This window comes from Desnuesiella massiliensis, from assembly GCF_001403615.1.
Lineage (GTDB): Bacteria > Bacillota > Clostridia > Clostridiales > Clostridiaceae > Desnuesiella > Desnuesiella massiliensis.
This window is the reverse complement of sequence record NZ_LN879457.1, coordinates 859,115-872,808: the sequence shown is the minus strand read 5'-3', so window position 1 is coordinate 872,808 and position 13,694 is coordinate 859,115. Positions and strand designations below refer to the sequence as shown.

Below are 13,694 nucleotides of genomic sequence, written 5' to 3'. Positions count from 1 at the left end.
GGTGCCTTAATTATTGGATAAGATTACAAAAAAACTATTAAAATACTTTTTAATTATCATCTCCTTGGTAATTATAATCTGTTTTCTTGCTTCCAGCATTTTTCTATCTAAAAGCTATATAAATCAAGAATATGAATCTCTTAAGCGAGTTGCTGAAGAAGTTTATCAAAACCTTAGAACGGGAGAAAATCCAGCTCTTACAGGTGTAAATGGGGTTTTAATATCTAATGATAACTCAATTACTGCTTTAGGACATGGTAAGATGATGTCTTTGTATAGGAATGTAGATTTTAAATTATTAAAGACTAAAGATTCCTTCTCCACTCCCATGGGACAAAAGTTCCTAAGTTATAAATATAGCACAGACATTGGAGATATTATTATCTACAGAAGTGGTCAAGATTCTAGTGACTATTTAAAAATTGTATATGCTACCTTGTTAGTAGTATTTTTTATCTCAATAATTTTTTCAATTCCGCTTATAATATATTTAGGAAAAAAATTTACGAACCCCATACTAAAGCTACAAAAAGCTTCTTATGAGTTGTCAAAGGAAAACTTTAATGTAGATTTAACTGTTGAAACTAGTGATGAAATTCAGGATTTAGCCCATAGCTTAAAAACCATGGCAGCTCAGTTAGAAAAGAAGTATACTCTACAAAGAGAATTTATAGCAAATATCAGTCATGATTTTAAAACACCTTTAAGTATAATAAGAAATTATAGTGAAGCTAATCATGATAAACTATTAGATCTATCTACCTCTCAAAAATACAGTTATGATATTATTCAAGAAGTAGATAGATTGAATAATTTAGTATCAGATTTAATGCAACTTTCAAAGCTTCAAGGCAATAGTGTGAACCTAGAAAAAACTTTTTTTAACCTTAATGAATTTTTACTAAATATAGTAAATAAATATTCCACTCTATGTAGTGGCAGGAATATAGAAATATCCCTATTAAGTAAGGAACATAGATCTATTGATGATATTGATATACTAGCAGACTTTAACTATCTACATAGGGTTATGTATAATTTTATAGATAATGCATTGAAATTTAGCGAAAATAACAATAGAATAGAGATTATGGTAAGCACTTCAGATAGCATTAAAATATCTATTAAAGATTATGGTAGTGGTATAGAAACTTCCATGGCAGAGGATATATGGAATAGATATTATAAGCATGCTCAGAGTGGTGGAGTAGGTTTAGGTCTTGCTATATGTGCTGAAATACTCAACAAACATGGTTTTGAATACGGAGTAGTTAGCAAGGAAGGCTATGGAAGTGAGTTTTACTTTATTATTCCTAATTCAAGTATACGATTGAAAGGAGTTTAAATTATATTTCTTATGAAGAATCATATAGATAAACGTACTAAATTAGTTATTCACCAAGAAAATAAAGAAGAAATTAGATTGAATAAGTACATTAGCGATACAGGATTATGTTCTAGAAGAGAAGCTGATAAACTTATTTCTCAGGGCAAGGTTACCATTGATGGTGTAGTAGCTTTAATGGGATCAAAAGTAAAGAAAAATCAAGATATAAGAGTAAACGGCAAAAAAGTAGGTGTAAAGGAGAAGCCTATTTATGTAGCCTTAAATAAACCTGTGGGAATTACCTGTACTACAGAAAAATCCGTTGCTGGAAATATTGTTGATTTTATCAATCATCCAAAACGTATATTTCCTATAGGAAGATTAGATAAAGACTCACAAGGATTAATATTTCTTACTAATGATGGCGACATAGTAAATAAAATATTACGAGCTGGAAATAATCATGAAAAAGAATATATAGTTACAGTAGATAAGCCCATAACCGAGGAATTCATTCTTAATATGTCAAAAGGAGTTCCTATACTAGGCACCGTAACAAAAAAATGCTTTGTAAAAAAAGAGGGTAAGTATATCTTTAGAATAATTCTTACTCAAGGTATGAATAGACAGATTAGAAGAATGTGCCAGACCTTAGGCTATGAAGTGAATAAGTTAGAAAGAATTCGTATTATGAATGTAAGGTTAGGAGAACTCCCTATAGGCAAATGGAGGTACTTATCCGATAAGGAATTATTAGAAATCAATAGGCTTATATCCTTTTCAGTTAAGACTGAAGAAGCTTCCTTATAAGTGAAAAAGCGACTTAGGTCGCTTTTTCAATGCACAATTATAGAGGATTTTTCTACGTTACACTATGAAAAATCTATAATTATATTTTAAAGTGGCTTTACCACTAAAAAAGTCGTGGCTATGCATTAGCCATGCTTTACAAATTCCTAATTTTTTCCCAGTGTTAGCGGAGAAAAAATTACCTTTATTGTACACTGTGCATTAAATAAAAATTATGTGCAATTTTTATTTATAATCATCTTATAGAGATACTCTAGCTGCTACTTACTGATATTTAGCAGTAGTAACCCGCTGTTTAAAACTGTCCATAGTAATAAATGCACTTACATACACCCTATTAACTGCAAATAAATTATCTGTTTTATCCGTCCAGCCTTTGCTTGTAGCAAAGGCCATTTTATAACCTAATTCCTCAGTTAGTTTTTTTGTAGTTTCATTGTATTCGCCAAAGGGGTAAGCTATATAGTGAATTTCTTTATTTAATAGCTTTTCTAATTTTTCTTTGGATCTTTTCAGTGTATCTAGCTGCTTTTCCTTTGTAAGAGAAGCAAGATGATCATGGGCGCCAGTATGACTTTGTATCTCTATACCATTTGCTTCAAGCTCCTTTAATTGTGAGCTATTTAAATAGTAAGAATCTTTGTCTATCCAGTCTGTAACCATGTAAATAGTTGCATTAAATCCAAATTCTTTTAAAATTGGATAAGCATTTGTATAATTATCTGCATAACCATCATCAAAAGTAATTACTACAGATTTTTCTGGTACCTTTTCATTGTTTTTTACATACTTATATAACTCTTCCATGGTAATGGTAGTATATCCATTGTCCTTAAGAAATTTCATTTGCTCTCTAAACTTTTGCTTAGAAATTATTAATTCGTTATCTTTTACATCATCCACCGAATGATAGTATAGCACTGGAACCCCTATGTCATTGCCTTTTAAAGTCAAACCTTCAAATTTATTTTTCTTTTCTTGCTTGGTTTCTATTACTGGTTGCTTTTCCTGCTGCTTATTTTCAATATTCTCTTTATTTGCTTCTTTAATTTTCTCTTGTTCTACTTGAGATAATATAGCTTTTTCTTGCATTTCTCTTTGCTTCTTCTCACCAATTACTACAGAAGCTACAATACCTACAATTAATATAGCTGAAAATATTATAAATAATACGCCCCTCTTCTTCACATTATCACCTCAATATATTAATTACCTATAGATATACCACTCTCCAATTGAATTTATGCATCTAAATCTATCAACTTTTTAAAATAAATTATTCTATAAAATTATTCTTATTTAATACTTCATTTACAAAAGCCATAACCTCAGTGTGGTACTTCATTTTGTCTACCTTTATTGCTTCAGCATGGGCAGCACCCTCTGCTATATATAATCTTTTTATCCCTCTTGTTTTAGCATTATACATGTCTACACTCATATCCCAAGGAACAAAAGTATCCTTATTTCCATGTATAAACATCATAGGCAACTCAGAGCTCTTTATCACATTTATAGGACTAGCCCATCTAAAGTCAAACTTTGCCCTTATTCTCGATTTAAGATTACTTAAAAATAATATGGGATTTAGTAAACCATTAAAATCTTCTTTTACCTTTCTTATTAGGAGCTCATATAAATCTGAAAAACCACAATCAGCTATAATAAACTTAGCGTATTTGTTTATAGTTGCATATTGTATAACAGTGGCCGCCCCCATAGACTCTCCATGTATACCTATTATCTCATCCTTACCTTTTTTATCAATTATCCAATTTACCCATAAATCAAGATCTTCTTTTTCATAGTAGCCATAGGTAGAATAACTACCTTCACTTTTCCCATGTCTCCTTTGATCATATATGAGAACATTCCAATTATTCTTCAAGAATATATCAATATATTTAATTGAGCAAATATGACTTACAGTTATTCCATGTACAAACACCATAGTCCTATGCTTTTCTTCGTTACTTTTTATATAGTACCCCTTTAATTGTAGTCCATCTTTAGTCCTAATGGTAGCTTCTTCTTTAACTAAAGTTTCATAAAAATTTTTATCAATAAGCCCTTGTTCTATTTGATTGTTATATAAATAATCCTCATCTTTAACCTTCCTAGTTACAACCTTTGAAAAATAATGATTTACAATAATATACAGGGCTATAACTATTAAAAATAATACTATTAAAAAATAAATCACAGTCATATCCTCCAGCATAACACAAAATTATTTAGAATGTCTCTATTTGATTAATTTAGCATTGATTATTAATCTTTGAGTAGCCCCTGGGGTACAAGTAACAATAGTAAGAGTTGCATCTTCTGTAGGATCTAAAACTGATATTTCTTCTGGATTAACTATTTTTTTACCACTTACACTATACTTAAATTCTCCCTTTTTTGTTTTAATAAGAATTTCATCCCCATTTACAAGCTCATCTGCTCTGTTAAAATATTGGCTATAGGTATAATTTCTATGACCAGCTACGGAAAAATTTCCTTTTTCCCCTGGTAGCGCTGTTCCTTCAAAGTGACCCACAGCATATTTTAAAGTCTCCATATCAGTACCTTCTGACACTGCAACGTTTAAATCTATTTTAGGTATTATCATTAAAGCTATAGCATCAATATCCTGCTTGTTGGGTCTGTCCCCTGGAGAATTCGAAGCCTTGGAATCATTATTTTCTGAACTCGGAGCTTTCTCATTTTCCCCTAATTCTTTTAGAGTCTTTTCGAATTTAGCTTTAATTTCGTTTTGTTTTTTATCAGCCGAATATCTCATAAACACTGCAGCTCCTATAATAGCAAGTCCTACAATTATTAGAACTATTCCTATAGCATTCTTCTTCATAATATCTCCTATTCCTCCTAAAGCTAGCTATCAATATTACTTAGTTTTTATACTTAACTATTTTTATATTTCATTATTATTATAGCATAAAAAAAACTGCTAAACTATTAAAAGCTTTATAAAAACAGCATTCTATTTTCTAAATATTCTTACTTTTATTCCTGTAATGTAGTATAATTAATTAATAAATGCTTTAAATGAAAGGTGGGGCTGTTATGAAAAATAATGTTATTTTTGTAGATTTTACTTCAAGGAAAGTAAAACTAAAATTTAAAGTAAAATGCCGCTCCAAAAACTATTTTTCTCTATTTCTTACTGAGATAAAAAAATTATTTTTTTCTAAAGACAAGAATAAAACTAACTGTCAGGTATATACATTTAAACACATTATGTAATTTTATATAAAATTAAAATAAAGTCAGAGAGCCTTAATAGCTCTCTGACTTTTAGGTTCTAAATATTACCTCTTCTCTACTAAACATAAATCTTGCAAACAAAATTGAAGCAACAATATAAGCTACTGTCCAACCTATTGTAGTTAATATATGCTGCGTATTGTATATACCAGCTATAAGCTCTTTTAAAACGCAAACAGCATTAGCTAATGGTATATGAAAATAAATGCTTTCTATGTTTTTAGCATCCAACATATAAGTAGAATATACCGGTACTATAGCAATTATGGTAAGAGGAGTTAAATAGGTTTGTGCCTCTTTAAAAGAACGAGCATATATGCTTATAGCCAATTCTAATGCTCCAAACACCATGGTGGTCAAAATAGCTATAATTCCAATAAGCACTAATGCTTTTACTTCTATACTCAATGTGGGGACAGTTCCACTACTTGAACCTTGTGAAAAAAAGCTATTGCTCTGCCTCATGGATATTAAAACTCCAGAAATAGAAGCTAAGGTAGTTAATAATCCCATGGTGGTTATAGCAAAGAATTTACCCCATAATAAAGACATTCTACTAGCTTTAGTAGTTAATAAGGGTTCTAAGGTACCCCTTTCCTTCTCCCCTGCTCCTAAATCAGTAGCTGGAGCTATAGGTCCAGAAACACTATATATAACCAATAAAAGGGGAAGTAATAAAGAAAGCATAAATTTGCTAAAGCCTTCACTTTCTTTTTCAGTAGTTTTTCTTTCAATGTTAATAGGGGTTAATAATTTTTGTTCTATATTTCTCTTACTTAACCTTTGAGAAACTACATTTTTAGAATAAGCATCTATAAAAGCTTCGATTTTTGATATAGCCATTTGAGATTTTTGACTTGAATTATCATATATGATGTTAATATTTGAAGTTTTCTCTTCCGCTACATCCTTATCAAAATCATTAGGAATTTCTAATGCCAAAAGAATTTTACCGTTTTTAACATCCTCCTCCACATTAGAACTCTCTTCGAATTTGATTCCTTTTTGAGCTTTAATGAACTGTCCCAATGAACTATTCCCCGCATCTTTAACATAAATTATTAAATTTTCTTCTACAGATTTAGTAGTATTATTCATGCTTTTACCTATAACTCCAAACATTATTGGAAAAATTATAAGCGGTATTAATATACTCATAATCACTGTTTTTTTATCTCTAAATATGTCAAGTAATTCTTTTTTAAACACTAAAAGAGTTATATTATTTTTCATTTTTTTCACCTCCAACCAGGCTCATAAAGATTTCTTCCATATCATTATTTTTGTACTTTTCTTTTAATTGCTGAACTGTCCCTTCTTCAACAATTCTACCTTTATTTATAATTACAATTCGATCACATAATTTTTCTACTTCAGCCATGCTGTGGCTAGAGAATATAATTGCTCTATTTTCTTCTTTACATCTTTTTATAAAATCTTGTACAATTTTTGCCGAAGTAACATCTAAGCCTGCAGTAGGCTCATCAAATAGCATAACTTTAGGCTCATGAACAATAGATCTAGCTATAGCTACCTTTTGTTTCATACCTCTAGAAAATTTACCTACTCGCCTATCAATATACTCTTCCATACCAAGGGCTTTTGTTAAATTTTCTATACTCTTATTAGTTTCATCCTTAGACATCCCATTTAATTCTGCAAAATATCTTATATTCTCTCTTGCAGTTAATCTATCGTATAATCCAACCTCTCCACCAAAAAGTATGCCAATTTGCCCTCTCACCTTATCTGACTCTGACATGATATCAAAGCCATTAATTTTAGCAGTACCACCAGTAGGTTTTAGCATGGTTGCTAACATACGCAAAGTTGTAGTTTTTCCTGCTCCGTTCTCTCCTAATAACCCTACTATTTCGCCTTCACATACTTTAAAGCTTATATCATTTACGGCGTTTACTTTTTTAAATTCTTTCTTTAGATTTATAACCTCAATCATCAGCGTTCTCCTCCCTCTTAATAAAGTTATACTTAATATAATTAATATATATTTTAGAGCAATCATTAATAAAAAACTAAATGCAATTAATGAATTTATAAATGATTCTCAAATATAATATTATACCAAATATCATCCATTTTCTACTAAAATATTAAAGTAATGTAGAAACAGTGCTTTTAATGAAAATTTATTTTTCTATTGATTATTTATACTTAATATAAGAAAATAGTACTAAATAGCTAACTACTATATTTTATTATAAATTTAGATTTATTAAAAAGCTTTAATTTGAAATATATATTAATAATTATAAATTTAAGGAGTGATTTATAGAATCATGAGAATTGGATTAGGTTATGACGTTCATAAATTGATAGAAGGAAGAAAGCTTATTATTGGCGGAGTAGATATACCTTATGAAAAAGGTCTTCTCGGTCACTCTGATGCTGATGTGTTAACTCATGCAATTATGGATTCAATCTTAGGTGCTGCAGCTTTAGGTGATATAGGCAGGCACTTTCCTGATAACCAAGCTAAATATAAAGGAATTTCTAGTTTAGATTTATTAGCTCAAGTAAATACATTATTATCAAGCAAAGGATATTACATTGAAAATATAGATGCTACAATAATAGCTCAAAAGCCTAAAATGGCTCCTTTCATTGAAAAAATGATATCTAATATTTCAAAAGTATTAGAAATTGATTCTGATAAAATCAATATTAAAGCTACCACTGAAGAAGGATTAGGCTTTACAGGCTCAGGTGAAGGTATTTCAAGCCAAGCCATCTGCTTAATAAATAATAAAGGGACGGTTCTTAAATGAAATTTAAGAACCGTCCCTTTATATATTTAATATTTTATAAGTTTTATTTAAAATAAAATCCGGGTCAAAGGGTTTTGTTATGTATAAATCAGCACCTACTTCGATTCCTTTTCTTTTATCAAATTCTTGGCCTTTAGCTGTAAGCATAATAATGTATATGTCATTATATTTTTCATCACTTTTTAATTGCTTGCATATATCATATCCATTTATTTCAGGCAACATTATATCTAGGTATATTAGATCTGGTGGTTCTTTATAAATTATATCAAGAGCTTCTTTACCATTTGAAGCCATTTTAATTTGAACATTAGCCTCCTCAAGTTCTTCTAAACTTTGATATAATAACTCTCTTATATTTATTTCATCATCAACAATAAGAATTTTATACAAATTATCACCTCAGAATAATTATGTTTATTAAATAATATTTTTATTTAATTCATTAATCGGCAAACTAAAAGTAAATTTGCTGCCTACTTCTACCTTGCTTTCTACCCAAATTCTCCCTTTATGCTGTTCTAGTATAGTCTTGCATATAGATAAACCTAAGCCTGTCCCATTTGGCTTATTTATTAAAGTATCTCCCACTTGTTTAAATCTTTCAAAGATCACTCCATAATTAGCTTCCTCTATTCCTATTCCCGTATCAGTAACACTAATATGTAATTCATTACCATTTCGCCTAGCTTCACATAATATAGTACCTTCATTAGTAAACTTTATAGCATTAGAAATTAAGTTTACTATGACCTGTATTATTTTATCCTTATCTCCCTCTACCAAGGGCAAATTTTCCTCTATGTTATCATGAATTTCTATAGGTTTATTTTCAATTAAAGAATAACATGATAAAATAGCTTTATTTATAACTTCTGATATCTCTATATTTTCTTTTTTCCAATCTACAGCACCAGCCTCCATTTTAGTTATATCAAGTAAATTATTAATTATATTTGTTAGTCTTTCGCCCTCAAAAATAATTATTTCATTATTATCTAAAACCTTATCCACTAATTTCGCAAAACTTTCCTCTAATTCACTATTGCCTTCATTTGTAAAACTACTTTTAAATTTAATTATTTTCTTTTTACTTATTTTTGCAAACCCTAAAATTGATGTTAAAGGAGTTCTCAATTCATGAGATACTGTAGATAGAAAATCTGTTTTTACCTTATCTAGTTCTTTTAACTTGTTATTTATTTCTATATAATTCTTCTCCCTTTCTTCCCATTTATGCAAATAGCCTTCAATTAAATCTAGCTGCTGATTTAAACTCACCACTACTCCGTCTAATTTTTTATCTTCGCATTCAATTCTTCTAGAAAAATCTAATGTTTCTACTATCTCTTTAAACTCTTCACACACTTTACCTATTGAGTTTATTGTATTCTTATTATGCTTTTTCACAAACATCCATAAGAATATTATATCAATAAGCACTAATAGTATGATAAATTCTTTAACTATATTATTCTCCATACTAATATTAAAATATTTAATCTTATCAGCACTATAAAACACACCAACAATTATAGAAAAAATTAAAAAAGTACTTAATTTGTATCTTCTATTCATCCTTACGCTCCCTTCAGAGTATAGATTGAAACCTTATAGAATTATATCAGAGTAATTTAAGATCATTGAAATGAACCAATCATGTAATCATAGATATCCTTATATCTATTATTATTTATAAAATCTATAGCCTTAGATTTTAAATATGATAGATAAGATTGAGATACATCATTTAAATGGCTACTTAATCGACCAAAAGTAACATGACATAAATTTCTTGCCATTAAAATATAAACTGCTCTATAATTAATGTAATTTTTATTTGAAAAGTTGAAGAAATCATTTTTACTTATGTTTATCTTACATAAAAATAAATCAAGTATTTTATTTATCTCAATATCTCTATAAATTATTTTTCGAAACTCTTTGTTTAGAAATTCAGTATTTTCATCCCGGCTATTCTCATAGATATCTAAATTAATAGATTTATTTCTGTAAATAAATTTAACATAGTTTTTTCTAGCTGTTTTTTTTGTATTACCAAATAGCTCAAGAATAAAACTATATTCTACTATATTAAAATCATCTTCCCTTAGCCCAAGATAAATTCCTAAACTTGAGTATTTATATTTTTCTGGAGTATCTTTATATTGAGCAATATCTGTTGGGTTATTATGTATATAAATACTTAATGCTTTAAGATATCGCTCATCATTTACAACTTTACTTTTAAAGCGATCCTGAAACAAATGTCCATGTCTTTTGTATTTCCTATTAAAATACTGGGCATAGCTTTGATTTACCCCATGCATAATTTTTGATATATCAGCTCCATTGGCATCAACAATTAAATGCACATGATTATTCATTAGGCAATAAGCGTAAATTTTAAAATTAAATTCTATTTTATATCGCTTTAAATAATATATAAATTTTATTTTATCATTCTCATCTTTAAATAGTTCAATTTCACTAATACTTCTAACAATTATATGATATATAAAGCTTGCGGATTTAACTCTAGCTGTTCTTGGCACTTTAAACAATCCTCCTACCTCTACTTATTTATACTTATATTTGCTTATATTTATCTAGAGTTATTGCCTATTATGCTTTATACTATTCACCTTGGGACAGTTCGCAATTATAATTAGTCTATAAAATGAAAGCTATGATTGCATAAGTCATGACCACCCGTAAAACGGGTGGCATGCTCTAGCCCTATAAGGGCATGATACTGGCCGTGTCTCAAGACACGCTGAATAGTCCGCCAACCGCATATTTTCTCAGGCTGCCCCTAAAGGGGCTGTTTATTTTTTGCCTTTATCTTCTGACTCACCCGTAAACGGGTCAATAAATTCCTTTAAACTTATTTGGTCAGCTGCTATATCTTCTTGTAGTTGGTTTTTTATATACTCTTGTATTGCCTTTTTATTTCTTCCTACTGTATCTACATAATACCCACGGCACCAAAACTGCCTGTTTCCGTACTTATATTTCAGATTTGCATGTCTATCAAATATCATAAGTGAACTTTTACCTTTCAAATATCCCATAAACTGCGACACACTTAACTTAGGTGGTATACTAACTAACATATGAATGTGATCTACACATGCATTTGCTTCTATTATCTCCACACCTTTATGTTCACACAATTTCCTTAATATATTTCCTGTATCCTTCTTTACCTTTCCATATATAACTTGCCTTCTATACTTTGGAGCAAATACTATATGATATTTGCAATTCCACTTACTATGTGATAAACTTTCTGTATCCATTTGGATAACCTCCTTTGTTCTTTGTTTGGTTGGCGAACCTAACTTTAGATTATCAAAGGAGGTTTATTTTTTCTACTCATAGCTATAAGCATTTTAGAACCACCGGTATAACCGGTGGTATTCGTAAAACAACAAAAAGGATTATCATTTTATGACAATCCTCTACTTATATATTATAATATTACTTCGTTCTTATCAATTTTTGAAACAAATTTATTGTCTTTTATATAGAATCTCCATAGGTAATCTTTAGCTTCCTCTGCATAATCAATATTAATTCTTTTACTACAAACAATATCAAATATAGCTTCTTCATTAAAATCACAAAAATATATTAAATCATTACATAGATCTGTCCCGTTATCTTTTTTAGTTATATCAGCTGCCTTACATAACTTTCCTGGCCCATTTGCTATATTTCTAATTTCTTTTTTTGTTAACTCACTAAATTCCTTATTATATCTAAGCCTGCTAATTACCTCAAAGCCTTCAATTGGCTCCGCTGCTCTAATTAGAACTGCCTGTGGATTGCCTTCATCGGCAGCTACAACATTTAAGCAATTATACATTCCATATATAATATAAACATAAGCAACTCCACATTTACCAAACATCACTTTGGTCCTTTCAGTAAATTTTCCTCCATAAGAATGGGCTGCTTTATCAGTAATACCCATGTAAGCTTCCGTTTCTACAATTTTAAAATAAAGCTTTTCTCCTTCTAACTCTCTCACCAATATTTTCCCAAGCAAATCCTTTGAAAGTTGTATGGAATCTTTATTATAAAAGCCTCTATCTAATTTTTTTAGTTTATGCATAAAACTCATCCCTTATATTATATTTTCTATTAGTTTATACAATAATAAATTTATTATGAACCGTCCCTTAAACTAATCCTAATTTATTATTATGTGCTGCTTGAGTTTTAGCATCAAATCCTTTAAAAGAATTATAGAAAAACCCTGTGGCAATAACATACATTATTGCTGTTATAAAATACGGAACTTCATATCCATAAGCGAAATGATTCATTATAAATCCACCTACCATTGCACTTAATGCCCTACTCAAATTATTAGAAATGCTATTAACACTGGCAAAAATGGATCTCTCATCTTCATCAATCAGTTCCATAGATAGATTTCCTACAACTGGGCCAGCCATATTCATTAATCCGTTCCTCATGAATAATGCTATAGTAACAACTATAATATTAGGAGGTAAAGCAATAAGCATTAGAAATGGAATTGAAGCTACCTGACACATAATTATAGTCTTAATTCTTCCATACTTAGCAGCCATAAAAGGAGTAATTAACCCTCCAAGTCCCATTGCGCCTTGGGCTAAAGACATTATAAAGCCTACTTGTTCTGTACTAGCGTTTACTTTGTACTTTAGATAAACATTAAAATAAGGTACTACCAGGCCCGCTCCAAAACCAATAATTAAATTGTAAATTAAAAATTTCAAAGGATATTTCTTCTTAGATATTTTAACAAGATTTTTTAAAAAGGTACTCCTATCTTCAATAGTACAGGCCTTCTTATCCTTTATAAAAAATATAAAAAAGCAAGAGATCAATCCCACTAAACCTGATATAATCATAGTATATCTTAACCCAGATATATCTCCAAAAATGCTATTTAATCCCCCAGATACCTGTCCAAAAATAAAATATCCCATCATAGTTGAAAATACATTGTCTGCAAAAGAATAGCTAAAAAGCTTTAATCTATTTTTAGAATTGCTATTTTCCATAAAAAATGGTCCTTCTGAAACCATCATAAAGGAATTAGCTCCTCCTTGAAGTACAGATAACATAAGTATTATCCACTTATTTGTGCTTAATGCCTGAAAAATTACTAAAAGAGGTACTAAAAATACCGTGAGCAATACTCCATTTTTCTTTCCAATTTTATTTACAATGATAGCACAAGGTATTGAAAAGAATGCTAAAGCAAAGGTTTTCAAACTTAAAATTAAACCTAAAAAACCTTCATCTATCTTAAGCTCCTTTATGTATATACCTTGTAGCATATTAAAGGCTCCCATGGAAATATAGAAAAAACAAATGCCACACAGGTACAGCAATGCATTTCTAGAAAAGTCTATCTTATTTCTGAGTCTTTTTTTTAATCTCATAATTCCACCCCTATTTTAATATAAATCAAACCCATATCCTACTATCAATTATACTAA

The 13,694-nt window shown here is 29.5% G+C and carries 14 protein-coding genes; 3 read left to right on the top strand and 11 right to left on the bottom strand.

The window, feature by feature from the left end; genetic code table 11:
- The first annotated feature begins 13 nt into the window (after positions 1-13).
- Together BN2665_RS22020 and rluF are read left to right on the top strand one after the other, a co-directional pair.
- On the top strand, positions 14-1,345 hold the full coding sequence (locus tag BN2665_RS22020; RefSeq protein ID WP_055669245.1) for a sensor histidine kinase: 1,332 nt from the start codon (positions 14-16) through the stop codon (positions 1,343-1,345).
- A 12-nt stretch (positions 1,346-1,357) separates the two neighbouring features.
- Positions 1,358-2,137 carry a 23S rRNA pseudouridine(2604) synthase RluF gene (gene rluF, locus BN2665_RS22015; RefSeq protein WP_055669244.1) on the top strand — a complete coding sequence of 260 codons (780 nt, stop codon included), beginning with the start codon at positions 1,358-1,360 and terminating at the stop codon, positions 2,135-2,137.
- Between the two features lie 264 nt (positions 2,138-2,401).
- Here rluF and BN2665_RS22010 read toward each other — a convergent pair whose 3' ends face one another.
- The 5 genes from BN2665_RS22010 to BN2665_RS21985 form a co-directional block, all read right to left on the bottom strand.
- Entirely contained in the window at positions 2,402-3,325 is a 924-nt protein-coding gene (locus BN2665_RS22010; protein ID WP_055669243.1) for a polysaccharide deacetylase family protein, read from the bottom strand.
- An 88-nt stretch (positions 3,326-3,413) separates the two neighbouring features.
- Entirely contained in the window at positions 3,414-4,340 is a 927-nt protein-coding gene (locus BN2665_RS22005) for an alpha/beta hydrolase (RefSeq protein ID WP_055669242.1), read from the bottom strand.
- Between the two features lie 42 nt (positions 4,341-4,382).
- Entirely contained in the window at positions 4,383-4,991 is a 609-nt protein-coding gene (locus BN2665_RS22000; RefSeq protein WP_055669241.1) for a class D sortase, read from the bottom strand.
- Between the two features lie 446 nt (positions 4,992-5,437).
- Positions 5,438-6,640, bottom strand: coding sequence for an ABC transporter permease (locus tag BN2665_RS21990; protein ID WP_055669239.1), 1,203 nt, complete (start codon positions 6,638-6,640; stop codon positions 5,438-5,440).
- Entirely contained in the window at positions 6,630-7,364 is a 735-nt protein-coding gene (locus tag BN2665_RS21985; RefSeq protein ID WP_055669238.1) for an ABC transporter ATP-binding protein, read from the bottom strand. Before BN2665_RS21985 ends, BN2665_RS21990 begins: the two co-directional genes overlap by 11 nt.
- Before the next feature lie 340 nt (positions 7,365-7,704).
- Here BN2665_RS21985 and ispF point away from each other — a divergent pair, with 340 nt between their 5' ends.
- A complete protein-coding gene (ispF, locus tag BN2665_RS21980) occupies positions 7,705-8,193 on the top strand; it encodes a 2-C-methyl-D-erythritol 2,4-cyclodiphosphate synthase (protein WP_055669237.1) in 489 nt (162 codons plus the stop codon).
- An 18-nt stretch (positions 8,194-8,211) separates the two neighbouring features.
- Here the strand turns inward: ispF and BN2665_RS21975 are convergent, their stop codons facing one another.
- From BN2665_RS21975 to BN2665_RS21950, 6 genes are all read right to left on the bottom strand, one after another.
- Entirely contained in the window at positions 8,212-8,586 is a 375-nt protein-coding gene (locus BN2665_RS21975; RefSeq protein WP_055669236.1) for a response regulator transcription factor, read from the bottom strand.
- Positions 8,587-8,613: 27 nt separating this feature from the next.
- Positions 8,614-9,771, bottom strand: a complete 1,158-nt coding sequence (locus BN2665_RS21970; RefSeq protein WP_055669235.1) for a sensor histidine kinase — start codon at positions 9,769-9,771, stop codon at positions 8,614-8,616.
- A 62-nt stretch (positions 9,772-9,833) separates the two neighbouring features.
- On the bottom strand, positions 9,834-10,748 hold the full coding sequence (locus BN2665_RS21965; RefSeq protein ID WP_055669234.1) for a transposase: 915 nt from the start codon (positions 10,746-10,748) through the stop codon (positions 9,834-9,836).
- 273 nt (positions 10,749-11,021) lie between these two features.
- Positions 11,022-11,495, bottom strand: a complete 474-nt coding sequence (gene tnpA / locus BN2665_RS21960) for an IS200/IS605 family transposase (protein ID WP_055669233.1) — start codon at positions 11,493-11,495, stop codon at positions 11,022-11,024.
- A gap of 173 nt (positions 11,496-11,668) precedes the next feature.
- The gene (locus tag BN2665_RS21955; protein WP_055669232.1) at positions 11,669-12,313 is read right to left on the bottom strand and encodes a DNA-3-methyladenine glycosylase; all 645 of its coding nucleotides are present in this window, start codon (positions 12,311-12,313) and stop codon (positions 11,669-11,671) included.
- 67 nt (positions 12,314-12,380) lie between these two features.
- Positions 12,381-13,637 (bottom strand): MFS transporter, encoded by a 1,257-nt coding sequence (locus BN2665_RS21950; RefSeq protein ID WP_055669231.1) that lies wholly within the window; start codon positions 13,635-13,637, stop codon positions 12,381-12,383.
- Positions 13,638-13,694 lie beyond the last annotated feature (57 nt).

Bases quoted from the DNA above. Each gene is read 5' to 3' on its own strand.
- BN2665_RS21990 (WP_055669239.1), bottom strand. From the start codon at position 6,640: ATGAAAAATAATATAACTCTTTTAGTGTTTAAAAAAGAATTACTTGAC.
- tnpA (WP_055669233.1), bottom strand. From the start codon at position 11,495: ATGGATACAGAAAGTTTATCACATAGTAAGTGGAATTGCAAATATCAT.
- ispF (WP_055669237.1), top strand. From the start codon at position 7,705: ATGAGAATTGGATTAGGTTATGACGTTCATAAATTGATAGAAGGAAGA.
- BN2665_RS21970 (WP_055669235.1), bottom strand. From the start codon at position 9,771: ATGAATAGAAGATACAAATTAAGTACTTTTTTAATTTTTTCTATAATT.
- rluF (WP_055669244.1), top strand. From the start codon at position 1,358: ATGAAGAATCATATAGATAAACGTACTAAATTAGTTATTCACCAAGAA.
- BN2665_RS21950 (WP_055669231.1), bottom strand. From the start codon at position 13,637: ATGAGATTAAAAAAAAGACTCAGAAATAAGATAGACTTTTCTAGAAAT.
- BN2665_RS21985 (WP_055669238.1), bottom strand. From the start codon at position 7,364: ATGATTGAGGTTATAAATCTAAAGAAAGAATTTAAAAAAGTAAACGCC.
- BN2665_RS21955 (WP_055669232.1), bottom strand. From the start codon at position 12,313: ATGCATAAACTAAAAAAATTAGATAGAGGCTTTTATAATAAAGATTCC.
- BN2665_RS22000 (WP_055669241.1), bottom strand. From the start codon at position 4,991: ATGAAGAAGAATGCTATAGGAATAGTTCTAATAATTGTAGGACTTGCT.